Below are 18,931 nucleotides of genomic sequence, written 5' to 3' on the forward strand. Positions count from 1 at the left end.
CTGCTGTGCTGGGGTGTGACGTCGGCGCGAGCCCGGTTGCCCGGACCCTGCCGGCGACTGCGCGTCATATGGGAATCGTGATCATCTCTTTCGTACGACGACGAAGTCCGCCAGCGCGGTGAGCTGGGCGCGGACGGTGTGCGGCATGTCGACGGCGCCGAGCGCGTCGATGGCGATGGCGTGCTGCCTGCGGGCCTCCTGGGAAGTCCACTCGCGGCCGCCGGCCTCCTCGATCAGGGCCGCCCGGGTGGCGAACTCCGCCTCGGAGAAGCTGTCGAAGTCATTGCTCTTGGCGTCGGCGGCCAGGAGCTCGCCGAGCCGGGTGGAGGCGGCGCCGCCCGCGGCGAGCGCGGCGACGACGGGCAGGGACTTCTTGCGCTGGCGCAGGTCGCTCCAGGTCTGCTTGCCCGTGGCGTCCGGGTCGCCCCAGATGCCGAGCAGGTCGTCGACGGCCTGGAAGGCGAGGCCGAGGTGGTAGCCGTACGCCTCCAGGGTGTCGGCCATCGCCTCGTCCGCGCCGCCGAGGACCGCGCCGATGGAGACGGCGCAGGCGAGCAGCGCGCCCGTCTTGTTGCCCTCCATCTCCAGGCATTCCTCGACGGTGACCCGCTCGCGGTGCTCGTAGGAGATGTCCTGGGCCTGACCGTCGATCAGCTTGCGGGTGGCGGTGGTAAGCCGACGCGTGGCGCGGCCCGCCTCGACCGTGCCCAGCTCGAGCAGGACCTCGTTGGCGAGCGCGAACAGGGCGTCACCCACGAGAATCGCCTGCGCCGGGCCGTGCACCTTCCACACCGTGTCGCGGTGGCGGCGCTGCTCGTCGCCGTCCATGAGGTCGTCGTGCAGGAGCGAGAAGTTGTGCACGAGCTCCACGGCGACCGCGCCGGGCACGCCGACCTCGGCCGCGGCCCCCGCCGCCTCCGCGGAGAGCAGGGCGAGCGCGGGCCGCACCGCCTTGCCGCCGTCACCGGCCGAGGGGCGCCCCTCGGCGTCGATCCACCCGAAGTGGTAGGCGGCGACGGTGTCCATGGGAGCCGCGAGCCGGTCGACGGCCGCGCGAAGCTCCGGCGTGGACAACTCGCGCCCCCGCTCCAGCAGGGCGTTGACGTCCACGGTGTCCACAGCCGGATTCGCCGAAGCCGAAGGCACAGTCGGCACAGTCTCTCCTCTTGTTCCAGTACTGCTAACAGTCATGCCGCCTCCTGAAGCGGATGAACAGGTGGGCGGCCCAGCGCGGCGAGCGCCGCGCCCGCGGCGCTGAACCCGCTGCGCACGGCGCCCTCCATGGTCGCGGGCCAGCCGGTCGCGGTCCACGCGCCGGCCAGGTACAGACCGTCCGCGCGGGTCCGTGCCGGCGGCCGCAGCCGTCCGACGCCGGGGGTGGGGGCGAACGTCGCTGTCCGCTCCCGGGTGACGAAGAAGTCGAGGATCTTCGCGCCGCGCGCCGCGGGCAACAGCTTTTCCAGTTCCGGCAGGTAGCGGGCGCGCAATTCGGCCACCGGCAGTTCGATCTCGTCCCCGGCGTCCGACTGGGAGACGGCCAGGTACTGGCCGCCGCCGATCAGCCCCGAGGAATCCGTCCGGTCGAAGACGAACTGCACGGGGCTGCCGAGCGCGGCGAAGAAGGGCTGTCTGAGGACCTTGCGGTCGTAGACGACGTGGACGTTGAGGATCGGCGCGGTGCCGATGGCGAGCAGCTTGCCCGGGTCTTCGAGCGCGCCCTCGGGCAGCAGGCCGTGGGCCTCCTTCTGCGGCACGGCCAGCACCACGGCCTCCGCCTCGAGCGTCTCGCCGGTCAGCTCGACGCGCCAACCGCCGCTCTCCGTACGGGAGATGGCCTCGGCCTTGGCGCGCGTCAGGGTGCGTACGCCCGCCGCGTCCAGGGCCTTGCGGGCCAGCGTGTCGTGCAGATGGCCGAGCGGGACGCGGGCCCAGCCGATGTCGCCGGCGCCCGGCGCGGAGAGCAGCCCGGTCTTGAAGACCTTCGCGGCGAGCCCGAGCGAGGCGTGCGGCGCGGTGGCGTTCAGGGTCGCCACGCCCACCAGGTCCCACAGGGCCTCGATGGTCCGCGCGGACTGGCCGTGCCGGGTGAGCCAGCCGGCGAAGTCCTCGTCGTCCAGGGCCGGATCGTCCGGGTCGAGGCGCCCGAGCGCCAGTGCGGCGCGCCCCACACCGGCGCGTTCGGCGAGCGAGAGGTGGGGGTAGGCCGCGAGGCCGCGCGCCAGGTGCAGCGGTACGGGCAGCGGGTCGCGGCGCAGCCGGCCGAGCCGGGGGCCCCTGGGGTGGCCCACGTCCAGGACGGGCACGTCCATGCGCTCTTGGACCGGGGCGAGGTCCGCGCCGTCGACGCGGTCGAGGAACCACCGGTAGGCGGTGCAGCAGCGCAGGTAGACGTGCTGGCCGTTGTCGACGGTGAGGTCGCCCCTGCGGAAGGAGAAGGCGAGTCCGCCGAGCCTTGGGCGGCCCTCGACGAGGGTCACTTCCACGCCCGCGTCGGCCAGTTGGAGGGCGGCGGTGGTGCCGGCGAGGCCGCCGCCGACCACCACCGCGCGGGTGGGGCGCGCGTCGTTCATGCCGTCTCCCGTGGGGACGCGTGGGGCGGCCCGCCGGGGCGCGCCGGGCCGGTGGCACGCTGCGCGGCCCCGGCCGCGGCGAAGGGGCCGTGCGGGGCGCGCCGGGGTACCGGCGTGGTGCCCGGTCCTTCGTCGAGGTGCGGGTGGTGCATCAGGCGCGCCTCCTGGCGGTGCCCCGCGAGACATACCGGGTGTCGAGTCCGGACAGGCCGCGCACCGCGACGTACGCCTTCTCGCGGCCGGGCAGCGAGACCCGGCCGCGCAGCACCGCCTCGGGGTCGCGCTCGATGCGGTCGAGCAGGCGCCGGTAGATGCCGGCCATGGCGGCCACGCAGGCGCCGCTGCGCCGGTCCAGCATGGGCAGCAGCCGGTAGCCCTCGGCGAACAGGGCCCGGGCGCGCCGCACTTCGAAGTGGACGAGGCCGGCGAAGTCGGAACCGGGAGGCGGCAGGGGGCCGTCGAAGCCCAGGGAGCAGCCGAACTTGGCGAGGTCGTCGGAGGGCAGATAGGTCCGCCCGGTGCCGGCGTCCTCGCGAACGTCCCTGAGGATGTTGGTGAGTTGGAGTGCGAGCCCCAGCGTGTCGGCGTACTCCGCGGCGCGTTCGGTGCCCGGCGCGCCGGGCTGGGTGCCGAACACGCCGAGCGAGAGCCGGCCGATGGCGCCCGCGACACACCGGCAGTAGCCCTTCAGGTCCTCCCACGTCTCATAGCTCTCGCCGTGGACGTCCATCAGGACGCCGTCGATTAGCTCGTCGAGGCCGCCGAGCGGGATCGGGAAACGGCGCGCCGCGTCCGCCAGCGCCACCGCGACCGGGTCGGTGTCGTCCTCGGGGACGGCGCCGTCGCGGATCCGCGCGAGCAGCGCCCGGGTCTCCTCCAGACGGGTCTCCTTGGCGTCCTTGGCCAGCGTGCCGTCACCGATGTCGTCGACCCGGCGTGAGAACGCGTACAGCGCCGACATCGCCTGCCGCTTGTCGGCCGGCAGCAGCCGGATGCCGTACGCGAAATTGCGCGCCTGCTGCCCGGTCACGGCCTCGCAGTAGCTGTATGCGGCCTGTACCGGTGCGGACACGGGTGCCTGTGCCTCCACTGTCCGGCTCACCCCTCTCTACGCGCTCTTCGCAAGACGGCTCCCACCTCGCGCATCAGCCTTGCCTTGGTGGGCTTGGGCGGCCCCGGGAGTACGTCGTGGCCGGCGGCGGCGACCGCGTCGAGCGCGGCGCGTCCCCCGGCCACGAATCCGGCCAGCAACAGCTTGAGTCTGCCGTGGACGCTACCCACCAGGGGGGTGCCTTCATTCAGCAACGACCCGGCGCGTTCCGCTTCGAACGCGACCAGGGCACGCACCGAAGCGCTCCCTCGCGGCGCGGCCAGATCGGCCGGCGTGACATGGAAACGTGACATGTCCTCGGCCGGCAGATAGATCCGGTCACGGCCGAGGTCCTCCTTGACGTCCTGGAGGTGTTCGACGATCTGAAGCGCCGTGCAGATCGCGTCGGAGCGGCGGATACGCTCCGGGCTCGTGGTGCCGGTGATGGCGAGGACGAGGCGCCCTACAGGGTTGGCCGAAAGTTCACAGTAGGCGAGCAGTTCCTCATACGTCTCATAGCGCCGCACCCGCTGGTCCTGGCGGTTGGCGGCGATCAGGCCGAGGAAGGGTTCCGGGGTGAGCGCGCAGCGCCGCACGGTGGGCTGGAGCGCCTTGAGGAGGGGGTGGCGCGGGCTTCCGTCGAAGACCCGGCGCAGATCCCTCTCGAAGGCGTCGAGCAGGGCGAGCCGGCCGTCGGGGTCGCCGGGGGCGCGGGGGTCGCCGGGACGGACGCCGAGGTGGCGGGCGTCGGCGCCGCCGGGGGTGAGGTCGCCGTCGCCGATGTCGTCGACGAGGCGGGCGAAGCCGTAGACGGCCATCAGGTCCTCGCGCCAGGCGCGCGGCAGGAAGAAGGGGGCGACGGGGAAGTTCTCGTCCGCGGCCTTGTCGAGGGTGGCGCGCGACGCGGATCCGGTGCGCACGTCCGGGACTGGGGTCACCGGGTACCGCCCGGGGCGGGAACGGCGGCCGTCCCTTGGAGCTGGAGATCTTCCGTAGCCATGGCCGTCACATCTCCCGTTCTACACCGCCGACCTAAAACATCCTATTTCGGACACGCCGCCTGACCTCCCCGGACGGGAGGGCCCGTCACGCGCGGAGCCGGGAGCGTATTGCCCCACTTGCCGCGAATCAGCACCGGTACAGCTTACGTTGTACAACGACCGCCACCGCGCCGGGGTGTTGCGAGCATTACAAGAACACGGCGATCCGGTCCAACCTTCCCCCCGTACTGGCAACTTGACGGGATCTTGACGGTCCGAACACACCCTAGGACGCAACGGCCCCCGCCGGGGTTGATCGGCGGGGGCCACGACTGCGGAGTTCTTGAGGTGACGGCGCGTCAGCGGCCGGATTCCCTCTGGTAGGCCTTGACGACCTCGTCGGTCGGCCCGTCCATCAGCAGCTCGCCGCGCTCGAGCCAGAGCACCCGGTCGCAGGTGTCCCGGATGGAGCCGATGCTGTGGCTCACCAGGAAGACGGTGCCCGCGTGCTTGCGCAGCTCCCGGATGCGCTCCTCGGAGCGGATCTGGAACTGGCGGTCGCCGGTGGCAAGCGCCTCGTCGATCATGAGGACGTCGTGGTCCTTGGCCGCCGCGATGGAGAACCGCAGCCGGGCCGCCATGCCCGAGGAGTACGTCCGCATCGGCAGCGAGATGAAGTCGCCCTTGTCGTTGATCCCGGAGAACTCCACGATCTCCTCGTAGCGCTCCTTGACCTCCTCGCGCGACATGCCCATGGCCAGGCCGCCCAGGATGACGTTGCGCTCGCCGGTGAGGTCGTTCATCAGCGCCGCGTTGACACCGAGCAGCGAGGGCTGCCCGTCGGTGTACACGCGCCCGCTCTCGGGCGGCAGCAGGCCGGCGATGGCCCGCAGCAGCGTCGACTTGCCCGAGCCGTTGGAGCCGATGAGCCCGATCGCCTCGCCGCGGTAGGCGGTGAACGACACGCCCTTGACGGCGTGCACCCGCCGCATGCCCCGGCTGGCGCCGCCGGTCTTGTCCTTCTTGACCATGCGGCTCAGGGCGGCCGTCGCACTGCCCCGCCCGCCGCCGCCACCGTTGACGGTGTACACGATGTGCACGTCGTCGCAGATCACGGTGGGAATGCGCGCGTCTTCGACCGCCACGCGGTCCTTGATGTCCTCAGCCACGGCCATACCGCTCCTCCGCCTTCCAGAAGTACACGAATCCCAGGGCGCCCACGACGACGGCCCAGCCGACCGCCAGGGCCCAGACGTGCGGGGGCAGGGACCCCCTGCCGTAACCGTCCAGCAGGGCGTAGCGCGCCAGATCCATGTAGATCGCGGCGGGGTTGACCTGAAGGACGTGCTTGAGCCAGCTCGGCTTGTCGTGGAGCACCGCGGTGATGCTGAACATCACGCCGGAGGAATACATCCACGTACGCATGATGAACGGCATCAGCTGCGCGAGGTCGGGTGTCTTGGCGCCGAGCCGGGCGAAGATCAGCGCCAGGCCGGTGTTGAAGACGAACTGAAGCGCGAGCACCGGAATGATCAGGGGCCAGGTCATGCCCGGCGCGAAGCCGGAGGCGACCACCACGATCATCAGGACGATCATCGAGAAGAGCAGCTGCTGGAGCTGCTGGAGCGCGAAGGAGATGGGCAGGGACGCGCGCGGGAAGTGCAGCGCGCGCACCAGGCCCAGGTTGCCCGAGATGGCCCGTACGCCGGCCATCAGCGAGTTCTGGGTGAAGGTGAACAGGAACACGCCGGTCACCAGGAACGGGATGAAGACATCGTTGGGGATGCCCTTCCTCGTTCCCATGAGCACGCCGAAGATGAAGTAGTAGACCAGCGCGTTCAGCAGGGGCGTCGCCACCTGCCAGATCTGGCCGAGCTTCGCCTCGCTGTACTGGGCGGTGAGCTTGGCCGATGAGAACGACAGGATGAAGTGGCGCCGACCCCACAGCTGCTTGATGTAAGCGGTGAGCCCGGGACGGGCACCGCTCACCGACAGCCCGTGCTTGGCGGCGAGATCCGCCGGGGACAGGGTTGTGTCACTCACAAGTGGAAACTTTCGTGTTCAAGAAGTACGCCCGATGGTCGTGGAGCCGAAACTCTCAGATCACGGGGGGACGGCCAAGGCGGGTGAGCTTGAAGACCGTACGCCACTTCATGGGGCGGCGCGGCCCGCAGGGCGTGGTCCAGCCCTCCTTGAAGCCGCCGAACCAGGCTCTGAGGGCCGGGCCCGAGGGCTTGCGGGCCAGCGTCAGGAGCAGCCAGACCCCGAGGTAGACGGGGACCAGGAGCGCCGGCAGATTGCGCCGGGCCAGCCAGACGCGGTTGCGGGCCACCATCCGGTGGTAGACCGCGTGCCGGGACGGGGCGGTCGTCGGGTGGTGCAGGACCATGTCCGCGCGGTAGTCGATCATCCAGCCGCCGTCGAGCGCGCGCCAGGCGAGGTCGGTCTCCTCGTGGGCGTAGAAGAACTCCTCCGGCAGCGCTCCGACCTCGGCGAACACCCGGGTGCGCACGGCGTTGGCGCCGCCGAGGAAGGTGGTCACGCGCGAGGAGCGCATCGGGTCGGATGCGCGCAGCCTCGGGACGTGACGGCGCTGGGTGACGCCGGTGTCCGGGTCGGCGATGCGGAAGCTGATGATGCCGAGCTCGGGGTCGGCCGCGAAGGCCTGGCGGCACAGCTCGGCGGTGTCGGTGTTCGCCAGCGAGCCGTCGTCGTCGAGGAAGAGCAGCACGTCGACCTCGGAGCCCGAGGGGCCGAACGCCTCGATGCCGACGTTGCGCCCGCCCGGGATGCCCAGGTTCTCCGGCAGCTCCACGGTGCGTACGCCCTCGGGGACGTCCGGGACCGGGGCGCCGTTGCCGACCACCACGACCTGGACCGCGTCGCCGTCCTGCCCGGCCACCGAGTCGAGCAGGGCGCGCAGCTCGGCGGGGCGGTTGCCCATGGTGATGACGACCGCGCCGACCTTCAGGGGGGCGCCCTGCGCCGGGGCGCTCACTTGAGCCTGCTCGAAGCCAGGACGGACACGAGGTGCAGCAGCGTCTGAAGGAGCGCGATGCCGGCGAGCACCGCGACGCCCAGGCGCGAGAAGTACAGGTCGCCGCGGACCTGGTCCACGACCGCGAGGACCAGGATGAGCAGGGACGCCTCGATGCCGAGGACGAGACGGTGGAACTTCAGCGCGGCGGCGGCCCTGCGGGCCAGCGCCATGCCGGAGGAGCGCGGGGTCGCGGCCGCGTCCTTGACCTGCGGCAGGCCCGCCTGGTGGCGGGCGACGCCGACGAGGTCGGTCTCGGCCTTGATCAGGATGGCGCCGAGCGCCGCGAGCGTACCGAGGAAGGCCCACAGCCAGTCGATGCGGCCGGGGCCCCACAGGTCGGCGGCGCGCAGGCCGAAACCGACCAGGACCGCCGCGTCGCACAGATAGGCGCCGACGCGGTCCAGGTAGACCCCGGAGAGCGAGAACTGCTTCTTCCAGCGGGCCACTTCGCCGTCGACGCAGTCGAGCAGCAGATAGCCCTGGACGGCCACGACGCCGAGGACGGCGCCCCAGACGCCCGGCACGAGCAGGGCGGGCGCGGCGAGGACACCGCTGAGCGTCATCACGTAGGTCAGCTGGTTGGGCGTGACCTTGGTGGTGACCAGGAGGCGGGTGACGCGCAGCGAGATCTCGCGCATGTACAGGCGGCCGCCCCAGTGTTCTCCGCTGACCCGGTCCTTGACACCCGCCGGGTGCACGACCGGGCGGAGTTCAGCTACGGATGGTCTTGGCATAGTCGGCGTACGCGTCCCTGATCTGGTCGGTGGACAGGTCGAGATGTTCGAGGATGGTGTAGCGGCCGGGGCGGGTCGCCGGCGCGAACTCGACGGCCCGGACGAACTCCTCGGCGCTGAAGCCGATTTCCTCCGTCGTCACCGGCAGGGCGTGCCGGCGCAGCACCTCGGCCATCAGCGCGGACTGCTCGGTCGCGCCCCGCAGGTGCATCGCGAACGCGGCGCCCAGACCGCACTGCTCGCCGTGGCTCGCGGCGCGCCGGGGGAAGAGCAGGTCGAAGGCGTGGCTGATCTCGTGGCAGGCGCCCGACGAGGGCCGGGTGTCGCCACTGATCGACATGGCGATGCCGGACATGACCAGGCCCTCGGAGAGCGTGATCAGGAAGTCGTCGTCGCCGACCGTGCCGGGGTGGCGCAGGACCGCCTCGCCGGCGCTGCGCGCCATGGCGGCGGCCAGGCCGTCGACGGGCTCGCCGGTCTCGCGGTGGGAGAGCTCCCAGTCCGCGATGGCCGACAGGTTGGAGATCGCGTCACCGATGCCGGAGCGCACATAGCGCGCCGGGGCGTCGCGGATGACGTCCAGGTCGATGAGGATCGCCAGCGGGGTGGGCACCCCGTAGGAGCCGCGGCCGTTGTCGTTGTCGAGGGTGGAGACGGGCGAGCAGATGCCGTCGTGGGAGAGGTTCGTGGCGACCGCGACCATCGGCAGACCGACGCGGGCCGCCGCGTACTTGGTCACGTCGATGATCTTGCCGCCGCCCAGCGCCACGACCGCGTCGTAGCGCTTGCCGCGCATCTGGTCGGCCAGGGTGACGGCCGCGTCGATGGTGCCGCCGTCCACCGCGTACCACTCGGCGCCGGGAAGGACTGGGGCGAACCGCTCGCGCAGCTTCTGCCCCGAGCCGCCGCTGACCGCGATGGCGAGGTTGCCGTTGGCGGAGATCCGCTGGTCGGCCAGGACGACCGCGAGATCGTCCAGGGCGCCGCGCCGGATGTCGACGACGACGGGTGACGGGATGAGCCGCGTCAGTACTGGCACGCGATCTCACGGCCCTTCGCCAGGTCGTCGTGGTTGTCGATCTCGACCCACGACACCTCGCCGATGGGCGCCACGTCGACGGTGAAGCCGCGGCCCACGAGCTCCTGGTAGCCGTCCTCGTAGTAGAGGTCGGGGTCGCGCTCGAAGGTGGCCTTCAGGGCGTCGGCCAGCTCCTCGGCGGCCTCGGCCTCGATGAGCGTGACGCCGATGTACTCACCCGTGGCCTCGGCGGGGTCCATCAGCTTGGTGATGCGCTGGACGCCCTTGCCCTCGGCGGTGATCACCTTCATCTCCTCGTCGGCCAGGCTCTTGACCGTGTCGAGGGCGAGGATGATCTTCCGGCCCTCGCCGCGCGCGCCGAGCAGCGTCTTCTCGACGGAGACGGGGTGGACGGTGTCGCCGTTGGCGAGGATCACTCCGCGCTTGAGGACCTCACGCGCACACCACAGGGAGTAGGCGTTGTTCCACTCCTCGGCCTTGTCGTTGTCGATCAGCGTGATCGTGACGCCGTACCGGGCCTCAAGGGCCTCCTTGCGCGCGTACACGGCTTCCTTGCGGTAGCCGACGACGACGGCGACTTCGGTGAGGCCGACCTCGGCGAAGTTCTTCAGCGCGATGTCCAGGACGGTGGTGTCACCGTCGACCGGCACGAGAGCCTTCGGGAGCGTGTCGGTGTAGGGGCGCAGACGCCGTCCGGCACCGGCTGCCAGAACAAGGCCAATCATGCTGTCTCTCCTTCGTCATGTACGGCAGGTGCTCCGGAGGAGACCCAGAAACGGATGGACTCCACGAGCACCACGAGCGCGACGGCCGCCGCCAGGGCGGTGAGCGCCAGGGTGAAGTCTGTCTCGCGTGCGGCCAGGACGGCGGCGAGCACCGTCACCACGAGCGCCCGGCCCTCGTGCCCGCCGACCGCCCGGACCAGCCAGGCCGGCGGCGCGCCGGATCCGCCCTTGATGCGGTAGACCGTGTCGTAGTGATGGTAGGCGACCGCGCTGACGAGCCCGAAGGCCGCGGGAAGGGCCCCGGGGACGTCCGAGCGGGCCGCGAGGATGAGGATCACGCAGTACTCCGCCACCCGGAAGAGTGGCGGAACGAGCCAGTCCAGGGCGCCCTTGAGGGGGGCGGCGACGGCGAGGCCGGACAAGAGCGCGTACAGCGCGGCGGCGCCGATCACCAGGCCGCCGCCGGGCGGCACCGTGAGGGCGGCGGCGATCAGCACGGCCGCGCCGATACCGGCGAGAACGGGGGCGCCCGGGATCCGGGGGGCCCTGGCCGCGATCAGCTGGGCGAGCGGGCCGCTGTCGGCGAGGTCGGCCAGCGCCCGGGCGGCGCGGTCGGTGCGGGTGGCCCGGCGGGTCACGGAGCGCAGGACGCGCCCCGCGGTGGTGTAGCAGGCGGCGAAGGCGCAGCCGATGAGCAGCGCGTAGAAGACGACGCGGGGGGTGGTGAGGGCTGTGAGCACCGCGATCATCGCCCAGCGCTCACCGATGGGCAGCACGATCATGCGGCGTACCCACACCGTCCAGCCGACCGAGTCGAGCCGGTCGGACAGGGCGGCGGTGGGGCTGGTGTTGGCGGTGGCGTCGGTGCCTACGACGTGTGCCTCGTTGTAGGAGAAGTCCACGACATGGCGGCAGGTCTGGAGCACCATCGCCCCCAGCGCGAGCGCCCATACGTCGTCGCCGCCCCGGGCGGCTCCGAGGGCGAGGCCCGCGTAGTAGGCGTACTCCTTGGCGCGGTCGAACGTGGCGTCGAGCCAGGCGCCCATCGTGGAGTACTGCAACGAGTAGCGGGCGAGCTGCCCGTCGGTGCAGTCCAGGACGAAGGACAGGAGAAGCAGCACGCCGGCCGCGACGTACCCGCCACGGCTGCCGGTCGCCGCGCAGCCCGCCGCGATCAGGGCGGTGATCAGCGAGGCGGTGGTGACCTGGTTGGGGGTCAGTCCCCTGCGGGCGCACCAGCGGGCGAGGTAGCGGGAGTAGGGGCTGATGAAGTGGGTGGTGAAGAAGCCGTCGCGGGACTTGACGGCGTTGCGCAGGCGTACGGCCTCGTCGTCGACGGCGGCGACGGCGCGGGCCGCCTCGGCCGCGGCCACCGCGTCGGCGGGGACGGTCGCGACGAGCGAGCCCAGCTCGGGGTGGTGCACGGCCACGCCGTCGGCTTCCAGGGCGCGGACGACGTCGTCGGTGAGCACGGCGGCGACGGGCACCTGGGCCACGGGCGCGGGGGCGGCCCCGGCCAGGGCGCGCACCAGCGCCGGGCGGGCCTCGGCCTGGACCGTCAGGGCGCCGGGGACGGCGGCGGCCGAGAAGCGGGGGTCGGTCAGCGCCAGGCGCAGCGCGTGGACGTGGCCGAGGAAGCGCGGATCGACCAGGGCGACGCGCTCACCCGCGGGCACGCGCTCGAGCAGACCGGGCAGGTCGTCGGGGAGGAAGGCGTTCTGTACGTCGAAACCCAGCGCGCGCAGGTCGGGTCCGAGCTGCGATCCGGGCACCGGCGGACCGGTAACGATGGCGGTCGACAGACGAACTCACTCCTTGCGACTGACATGGCGGTAGTCCAACGGCCCGGCCCGAACGGGAGGCGGGCGGCACGTCGGCAGAGGCTATCGGATGCGCGGAAGCGGGAATTCACTGGCCGTTCACGCCCGCTGAGGCCCACCGGCTCCCGCTGCCGCACGGCAGCGATCATCATCGTCGATCGGGGGCGCCGCTCACAAACCGCCTGCCCATGGCGGCCTCCCCGCCCGCGCGCCGCCGTCGCCCCCCAAGGCCGCCAAAAGATCGCCGCAACGCGCTGACCTGCGGGCATTTGCGCAGGTCAGAGACTATGACAACGGTGTTCAGTGCCGTGTTGCGGATACCCCCTACCCGTAGTTCACTTGCCCCTCGTACGAGACGCCAGGATTGATCGGGAACGGATCCGGGAGGGCCTTTCATGGGGGCTGGGCACGACCACGGACACACACACGGCGCACCACCGCCGACGGGCACCGCGGCGGCCGCCTACCGGGGACGGCTGCGCATCGCGCTCGCCATCACACTGACGGTGATGGTCGTGGAGGTCGTCGGCGGCCTGCTCGCGGACTCCCTGGCGCTGGTCGCGGACGCCGCGCACATGGCGACGGACGGCCTCGGGCTCGCGATGGCGCTGCTGGCCATCCACTTCGCCAACCGCCCGGCCGGCGCCAACCGCACCTATGGCTACGCCAGGGCCGAGATCCTGGCGGCGCTCGCCAACTGCCTGCTGCTGCTCGGCGTGGGCGGCTACATCCTGTTCGAGGCCGTCTCGCGGTTCGTGGAGCCGGCCGGCACCTCGGGCGGCACGGCCGTGGTCTTCGGCCTCGTGGGCCTGGCCGCGAACTCGGTCTCCCTGTGCCTGCTGATGAAGGGGCAGCAGGAGAGCCTGAACGTGCGCGGCGCCTTCCTCGAAGTGCTCTCCGACGCGCTCGGCTCGGGGGCGGTGGTGGTGGCAGGCCTCGTCATCATCACCACCGGCTGGCAGGCGGCCGACCCGATCGCCTCCCTGGTGATCGGCCTGATGATCGTGCCGAGGACCGTCAAGCTGCTGCGCGAGACCTTGAACGTGCTGCTCGAGTCGGCCCCCAAGGGGGTGGACATGGCGGAGGTCCGCTCGCACATCGTGGCGCTGGAGGGCGTCGAGGACGTCCACGATCTGCACGCCTGGACGATCACCTCGGGCATGCCGGTGCTCTCCGCCCACGTGGTGGTCAGCCAGGACGTGCTCGACTCGGTGGGACACGAGAAACTGCTGCACGAATTGCAGGGCTGCCTGGGCGACCACTTCGACGTGGAGCACTGCACCTTCCAGCTGGAGCCCGGCGGGCACGCCGAGCACGAGGCGCGGCTCTGCCACTGACCCGCGGCGGGTTCCCGGGGCGACCCGTGGGGCAGGACATGCGGGTGCCGCTCAATGGCGAAGACGCCGCCGTTGTACGGCAGACTGGGCAGCCGAGGACCGAAGCGAAGGATGGTTATGCCGAGCACACCAGCCACCACGGCGAACAACTCGTCGAACGGGACCATGGGCGCCGCACCGGAGATCATGCTCGAACTCGTCGACGAGAGCGGCAACACCATCGGGACCGCGGAGAAGCTGGCCGCGCACCAGGCGCCCGGTCAGCTGCACCGGGCGTTCTCCGTCTTCCTCTTCGACCAGAAGGGCCGGCTGCTGTTGCAGCGGCGCGCGCTCGGCAAGTACCACTCCCCCGGTGTCTGGTCCAACACCTGCTGCGGCCACCCCTACCCCGGCGAGTCCCCGTTCGCGGCGGCCGCCCGGCGCACCCATGAGGAGCTGGGCATCTCCCCCACACTGCTCGCCGAGGCGGGCACGGTGCGCTACAACCACCCCGACCCGGAGTCGGGTCTGGTGGAGCAGGAGTACAACCACCTCTTCGTGGGCCTTGCCCAGTCCGCGCTGCGGCCCGATCCCGAGGAGATCGGCGAGACGGCGTTCGTGAGCGCCGACGAACTCGCCGAGCGGCACGCGAGTGCGCCGTTCTCGGCGTGGTTCATGACGGTCCTCGACGCCGCGCGGCCCGCGATCAAGGAGCTCACGGGGCCCGACGCGGGCTGGTGATCCCCGGCAGAGGGGCCAGCGGGAGTGCGGCCCACACGATCTTTCCGCCGCTCGCGGTCTGCTCGACGTCGCACACCCCGCCGGCCTCCTCGGTGATCTCACGGACCAGGAGCAGTCCGCGCCCCCCGGTCCGCGCGCAGTCGGCCTCCAGGGCCTTGGGCCGGTAGGGGTGCTCGTCCTCGACGGACACCCGGATCCACTCGGCCCCGATCGCCACCTCGACGGCGACCTGCGGCGAGAGCAGCGCCGCGTGTCTGACCGCGTTGGTGACCAGCTCCGAGACGATGAGCAGCAGGCCCTGTACGAGGTCGTCGTGGGCCGGCACGTCCTGGCGGCGCAGCAGGTCGCGCACCGCGTGCCGGACCCCTGGGACCGAGACGTCGACGGCGGGAGCGGTGAACCGCCACACGCCTTCGTAGGACCGCGCGCCGCCAACAGCGGCGGTTTCGGGCGGGAGGCTCCCGCGGATCTCCATGTTCTGGCACCCACCCTTACGGCTCGACGGGGGACCCCCACTCCTGACGAGTGTCCAAAGTGCGCTGGTCCGGACCGCCCGACTGACCAGAAGTCCCCATCTATCGCCGCTTTTTGACCGCCTGAGGAAGAAGATGTCACCTCGGCGGCGGGTACTGTTCGCCGTCTGACGGTTTTGCCACGGCTTGCGGGGGTGTCGGAGACATCGGGGGCGTGTCCTTGGCAACGTTCGGCGAGGCCACCGCGTCGCTCACAAGAGTGACGATTCTGCGCCCGCCCACGCCGATGGCGATCAGCCCGAGACCGTCGAACAGCAGCGCCAGCGAGAAGAAGCAGCCGATGACGTACCGGCTGTTGCTCGGCCAGCTCGCGAGCACCAGCACGCCCAGGAGCACCCCGAAGGCGCCCTGCACCAGCGTCCAGCCGAACTGCGGCCCGCGCACCACCACGCTGCCCGCCAGGCGGAAGACCCCGCCGGTCAGGAACAGCAGGGCGGCGAACATCGTCAGCGCCTCCGCGCTGCCCTCGGGGCGGCGGATGATGACTACGCCGGCGGCCAGGTTCAGCGCGGCGACCACGACGGCGAGCCAGAAGAAGCCCGAGCCGCGCGACTGGATCGCGTGCGCCAGGCCCACGACGCCGCCGATCAGCAGCAGCCAGCCGAAGAGCAGCATGGTGGTGAGGGTGGCGAACTCGGTGTAGCCGAGGCCCACCAGACCGGCCACGACCAGGATCGCGCCGAGCAGGGCCAGCAGCCCGAAGCTCCGGCTCAGTCTCCTGCCTTCGCGTACGCCGTCGCGCCCGGTGCCTTCGCGTCCGGTGCCTGCGGTTGCGACGTCGCGCCTGGGTCTGGCCATCAGCGTCTCCTCATCGATCCGCGTGCGACCCCCCTTGCGATCATAAGGAGCGGGTGCCCGGATAGCATCCGGCGCATGCAGCCGCAGCTACGGCACAGCCTCAGCGAGGGCGTCGCCACCGTCGTCATCGACAACCCCGCCAAACGCAACGCGATGACCTCGGCCATGTGGCGCGCGCTGCCGCCCCTGCTCGACACCCTGGCGGCCGATCCGGGCGTACGGGTGCTGGTGCTGACCGGAGCGGGGGACACCTTCTGCGCGGGGGCCGACATCTCCTCACTGCGTGAGCCGGGCGAGGACCCGAGAGCGCTCGCGGTACGGGCCGAGGAAGCACTCGCGGCCTTTCCCCGCCCCACGCTCGCCGCGGTGCGCGGGCACTGCGTGGGCGGCGGCAGCCAGCTGGCCGCCGCCTGCGATCTGCGGTTCGCGCGCCAGGACGCCCTCTTCGGCATCACGCCCGCCAAGCTCGGCATCGTCTACCCGGCCTCCTCCACCCGGCGCCTGGCCGCGCTCGTGGGGCCCGCGAGCGCCAAGTACCTGTTGTTCTCGGGCGAGTTGATCGACAGCGGGCGGGCGCTGCGCACCGGCCTGGTGGACGAGGTGCTGCCCGAGGGCGAACTGGGCAGGCGGGTGCAGCAGTTCAGCCGCCTCCTGGTGGCGCGCTCCCAGCTCACGCAGGCGGCGGCCAAGGAGTTCACGGACGGCAGGACGGGCCGCGAGGAGTACTGGGCCGCACAGGAGCGTGCCTGCGGCGACACCGAGGAGGGGATCGCCGCGTTCCTCGAGCGCAGGCCCCCGTGCTTCCTCTGGCCGCTCAGTCCCGGGGAAATCCGTTCGACCTGAACTGCTCCACCAGGTCGGCGGGGGCCTTGTCGGGTGAGCCCGCGTCGTAGGGCGGCTGCGGGTCGTACTCGATGAGCAGCTGGACGGCCTGGGCGTAGCGGTCCCCGGCGATCGCGCCGAGCAGGGTGAGCCCCATGTCGATGCCGGAGGAGACGCCGGCGGCGGTGACGTACTTGCGGTCGACGACGACCCGCTCGCCCGTCGTGTGCACGCCGAACGCCGCGAGCCGGTCGAGGGCCAGCCAGTGCGAGGTCGCCCGGCGTCCCTTGAGGAGCCCGGCCGCGCCGAGCAGCAGCGAGCCGGTGCACACCGACGTGGTCCAGGTGGAGGCGATGTCGGCTTCGCGCAGCCAGTCAAGGAGCGGTCCGCCGTCCAGATACGGCTCGACGGCCTCGGGCGGGGCTCCGGGCACCACGACGATGTCGGGCCGCGGCACCTCTTCGAAGGACTTCTCGGCCATCAGGGTCAGGCCCCCGGCGTCGTTGCGCACCGGCCCCGCCTGCTCGGCGACGAACACCGTCTCGGCGCCGGGGAGGCGGGCGAGGGTGTCGTAGGGGCCGACCGCGTCAAGCGCGGTGAAGCCGGGGTAGAGGGCGACGGCGATCAGCATGGGCTGTCCTTCATCGAAAAAGGTCGGGCACGGGCACGCGGCGGACCCCGAGGCCGCGAACGGGCCGGTGCGGGCGTGCGCGCCGCGCGCGTGGTCCTCGCGCGAGCTACGCGGGGGTGGGACGGAAGCGGCGGCGGTACTCGGCGGGAGCCGTGCCGAGCGTCTTGACGAAGGCGCGCCGCATCGCCTCGGGGGTGCCGTATCCGGCGGCGCGGGAGACCTCCCGCACGCCGTCCGGGGTCTCCTCCAGCAGGCGCCTGGCGTGTTCGAGGCGGACCCGCTCGACGTAGCGGCCCGGCGTGGTGCCGGTCTCGGCGTGGAAGGCGCGGGCGAAGTGGCGCGGCGAGAGTCTGGCGCGCCGGGCCAGGGCCTCCACGCTGAGGTCGTCGCCGGGGTGCTCGGTGATCCACTGCTGGAGTTCGCGCAGGGGTTCACGCCGCGCCGTCTGCGCCGCGAGCTGGGCGCTGAACTGGGCCTGGTTGCCCGGGCGGCGCAGGAACACCACCAGGATGCGGGCGACGGCGAGGGCGACGCCCCTGCCGTGGTCCTCCTCCACCAGGGCGAGCGCAAGATCGATGCCCGCGCTCACCCCGGCCGAGGTCGCCACGCGGCCGTCCCGCACGAAGATCGGATCGGCTTCGACGCGTACCGCCGGATAGCGCCGGGCCATGTCGGCGCAGGACGCCCAGTGCGTGGTGGCCCGGTGTCCGTCGAGCAGTCCCGCCTCGGCCAGGAGCAGCGAGCCCGAGCAGACGGAGACGAGCCGGTCCGCCCCTGGCCCGTGCGCGCGCAGCCAGTCCAGGAGCCCGGCATCGGGGTGGTGGGCGCCGTCGCCGCCCGGGACGAGCAGGATGTCCGTTTTTCTGGGTCCCGCGTCCTTGAGCGAGGCGTCCGCCATGAGGCGCAGTCCGCTGTGCGCGGTCACCGGCGCCCCGTCGAGCGAGGCGAAGCGCAGCCGGTAGGCGGCGGGGTCGCCAAGGACGCGTCCGGCCGCGGTGAACGCCTCGGCGGGGCCGGTCACATCGAGGCTCTGGACGCCGTCGAACAGGACGACCAGGACGGAGCGCTGCGTCATGCTCCCCATCCTTGGGGCTCCGCGACGGTGGCCGCAATGACAAGAATCCCACCTTTCCTGCCATGGGCCCAGGGTTCCCGGGGTCTTCGGGGTTCCGGCCCGCCCCTTCCCGGGCGTACCGACCAGTCGGTAACGTGCGGGGCATGAGCTCTCTCCCCTCGCGCGCCGGACGCCGCTGCCACAGCCCCGTCAACTCCCTGCACTCCACGATCTATTTCTCGCCCGACTTCACCAGGGAACTCGCCGCGATCGGCATCGAAGACCGCGCCGCCGCCTACTTCGCGGGCCGGGCCGCCGCCATGGGCGCCGTCGGGCCAGGAGTGGTGGCGGCCTCCTTCTACAACTTCAACCACGCCCTGATCGCCCGGCACCTGCCGATGGTGTGGCGCACCGCCTCCCCCGAGACCGTCCTGGCCGCGCGCCTGCGGGCCGCCGACGCCACCCTGCGCCGCCTCCTCGGCGACGAAGCGCTCGCCTCGCCGGAACTGGCCGAAGCCGCAGAGCTCGCCCTGCGCGCCACCGAAGGCTGCACCCGCCACGCCCGCCCGCTGTACGCCGCCCACGCCGACCTGCCCGTGCCCGACCAGCCCCACCTCGCCTTCTGGCACGCCGCGACGCTGCTGCGCGAACACCGGGGCGACGGCCACCTCACGGCCCTGCTCGACGCCGGACTCGACCCGCTGGAGGCCCTGGTCAGCCACACCGCGACCGGCAAGGGCATGGTGCCGCACTGGGTGCTCGCCACCCGTGGCTGGCAGGAATCGGACTGGGACGCCGCCGCCGGGCGCCTGCGCGAGCGCGGACTGCTCGACGCCGAGGGCGAGTTGACCGAGGCCGGAACCGCGCTGCGCGCCGGCATCGAGGACCGCACCGACCGCCTCGACCTCGCCCCCTACGAACACCTCGGCGAGCAAGGCGTGGCCCGGCTCACCGAACTCGCCTCCAAGTTCCTGACGACGGCCGCCCTGGCCGGGGGATTCCCGGCCGACCTCATCGGCAAGGGCTGATCGCCGATTG

The 18,931-nt window shown here is 72.0% G+C and carries 19 protein-coding genes; 4 read left to right on the forward strand and 15 right to left on the reverse strand.

All coding sequences use genetic code 11. The features are described from left to right. Positions 1-81: 81 nt before the first annotated feature. From ACFYM2_RS05480 to ACFYM2_RS05530, 11 genes are all read right to left on the reverse strand, one after another. On the reverse strand, positions 82-1,191 hold the full coding sequence (locus ACFYM2_RS05480; protein ID WP_358993340.1) for a polyprenyl synthetase family protein: 1,110 nt from the start codon (positions 1,189-1,191) through the stop codon (positions 82-84). Further along, positions 1,188-2,570: a hydroxysqualene dehydroxylase HpnE gene (gene hpnE / locus ACFYM2_RS05485; RefSeq protein ID WP_388833555.1), complete on the reverse strand. Its 1,383-nt coding sequence runs from the start codon at positions 2,568-2,570 to the stop codon at positions 1,188-1,190. Before hpnE ends, ACFYM2_RS05480 begins: the two co-directional genes overlap by 4 nt. Before the next feature lie 151 nt (positions 2,571-2,721). Continuing rightward, on the reverse strand, positions 2,722-3,672 hold the full coding sequence (gene hpnD, locus ACFYM2_RS05490) for a presqualene diphosphate synthase HpnD (RefSeq protein WP_350233682.1): 951 nt from the start codon (positions 3,670-3,672) through the stop codon (positions 2,722-2,724). After that, the gene (hpnC, locus tag ACFYM2_RS05495; protein ID WP_358993349.1) at positions 3,669-4,580 is read right to left on the reverse strand and encodes a squalene synthase HpnC; all 912 of its coding nucleotides are present in this window, start codon (positions 4,578-4,580) and stop codon (positions 3,669-3,671) included. The genes hpnD and hpnC overlap by 4 nt, the downstream gene beginning before the upstream one ends. A gap of 419 nt (positions 4,581-4,999) precedes the next feature. Then, complete coding sequence (locus tag ACFYM2_RS05500; RefSeq protein ID WP_388456006.1) at positions 5,000-5,815, reverse strand: ABC transporter ATP-binding protein; 816 nt, start codon at positions 5,813-5,815, stop codon at positions 5,000-5,002. Continuing rightward, complete coding sequence (locus ACFYM2_RS05505; RefSeq protein WP_358993355.1) at positions 5,802-6,683, reverse strand: ABC transporter permease; 882 nt, start codon at positions 6,681-6,683, stop codon at positions 5,802-5,804. The genes ACFYM2_RS05500 and ACFYM2_RS05505 overlap by 14 nt, the downstream gene beginning before the upstream one ends. A gap of 55 nt (positions 6,684-6,738) precedes the next feature. After that, entirely contained in the window at positions 6,739-7,584 is an 846-nt protein-coding gene (locus ACFYM2_RS05510; RefSeq protein WP_358993891.1) for a glycosyltransferase, read from the reverse strand. Positions 7,585-7,634: 50 nt separating this feature from the next. Then, complete coding sequence (locus ACFYM2_RS05515; protein ID WP_358993358.1) at positions 7,635-8,414, reverse strand: CDP-alcohol phosphatidyltransferase family protein; 780 nt, start codon at positions 8,412-8,414, stop codon at positions 7,635-7,637. Then, entirely contained in the window at positions 8,392-9,453 is a 1,062-nt protein-coding gene (locus ACFYM2_RS05520; protein ID WP_358993361.1) for an iron-containing alcohol dehydrogenase family protein, read from the reverse strand. The genes ACFYM2_RS05515 and ACFYM2_RS05520 overlap by 23 nt, the downstream gene beginning before the upstream one ends. Then, on the reverse strand, positions 9,441-10,178 hold the full coding sequence (locus tag ACFYM2_RS05525) for a phosphocholine cytidylyltransferase family protein (protein ID WP_350233676.1): 738 nt from the start codon (positions 10,176-10,178) through the stop codon (positions 9,441-9,443). Before ACFYM2_RS05525 ends, ACFYM2_RS05520 begins: the two co-directional genes overlap by 13 nt. Further along, the gene (locus ACFYM2_RS05530; protein ID WP_388834240.1) at positions 10,175-11,980 is read right to left on the reverse strand and encodes a DUF5941 domain-containing protein; all 1,806 of its coding nucleotides are present in this window, start codon (positions 11,978-11,980) and stop codon (positions 10,175-10,177) included. Before ACFYM2_RS05530 ends, ACFYM2_RS05525 begins: the two co-directional genes overlap by 4 nt. A gap of 413 nt (positions 11,981-12,393) precedes the next feature. On the opposite strand from ACFYM2_RS05530, the gene ACFYM2_RS05535 reads away from it, so the two are divergent. Both ACFYM2_RS05535 and idi read left to right on the forward strand, forming a co-directional pair. Further along, a complete protein-coding gene (locus ACFYM2_RS05535; protein ID WP_388456003.1) occupies positions 12,394-13,335 on the forward strand; it encodes a cation diffusion facilitator family transporter in 942 nt (313 codons plus the stop codon). A 117-nt stretch (positions 13,336-13,452) separates the two neighbouring features. After that, positions 13,453-14,055, forward strand: a complete 603-nt coding sequence (idi, locus tag ACFYM2_RS05540) for an isopentenyl-diphosphate Delta-isomerase (protein WP_358993367.1) — start codon at positions 13,453-13,455, stop codon at positions 14,053-14,055. Here the strand turns inward: idi and ACFYM2_RS05545 are convergent. Next, positions 14,030-14,530, reverse strand: a complete 501-nt coding sequence (locus ACFYM2_RS05545; RefSeq protein WP_388833559.1) for an ATP-binding protein — start codon at positions 14,528-14,530, stop codon at positions 14,030-14,032. The two genes, idi and ACFYM2_RS05545, sit on opposite strands and share 26 nt — an antisense overlap. Before the next feature lie 136 nt (positions 14,531-14,666). Then, on the reverse strand, positions 14,667-15,386 hold the full coding sequence (locus ACFYM2_RS05550; RefSeq protein ID WP_358993373.1) for an HdeD family acid-resistance protein: 720 nt from the start codon (positions 15,384-15,386) through the stop codon (positions 14,667-14,669). A gap of 75 nt (positions 15,387-15,461) precedes the next feature. On the opposite strand from ACFYM2_RS05550, the gene ACFYM2_RS05555 reads away from it, so the two are divergent. After that, a complete protein-coding gene (locus tag ACFYM2_RS05555) occupies positions 15,462-16,229 on the forward strand; it encodes an enoyl-CoA hydratase/isomerase family protein (protein ID WP_358993376.1) in 768 nt (255 codons plus the stop codon). On the opposite strand, the gene ACFYM2_RS05560 is transcribed toward ACFYM2_RS05555, so the two are convergent. Together ACFYM2_RS05560 and ACFYM2_RS05565 are read right to left on the reverse strand one after the other, a co-directional pair. Next, positions 16,201-16,839 (reverse strand): DJ-1/PfpI family protein, encoded by a 639-nt coding sequence (locus ACFYM2_RS05560; RefSeq protein WP_358993379.1) that lies wholly within the window; start codon positions 16,837-16,839, stop codon positions 16,201-16,203. The genes ACFYM2_RS05555 and ACFYM2_RS05560 overlap by 29 nt on opposite strands. 106 nt (positions 16,840-16,945) lie before the next feature. Continuing rightward, complete coding sequence (locus ACFYM2_RS05565) at positions 16,946-17,914, reverse strand: GlxA family transcriptional regulator (protein ID WP_388833564.1); 969 nt, start codon at positions 17,912-17,914, stop codon at positions 16,946-16,948. Positions 17,915-18,057: 143 nt separating this feature from the next. Here ACFYM2_RS05565 and ACFYM2_RS05570 point away from each other — a divergent pair, with 143 nt between their 5' ends. Continuing rightward, entirely contained in the window at positions 18,058-18,921 is an 864-nt protein-coding gene (locus ACFYM2_RS05570; RefSeq protein WP_388833567.1) for a hypothetical protein, read from the forward strand. Positions 18,922-18,931 lie beyond the last annotated feature (10 nt).

It is taken from the genome of Streptomyces sp. NPDC006711, from assembly GCF_042869775.1.
Taxonomy (GTDB): domain Bacteria; phylum Actinomycetota; class Actinomycetes; order Streptomycetales; family Streptomycetaceae; genus Streptomyces.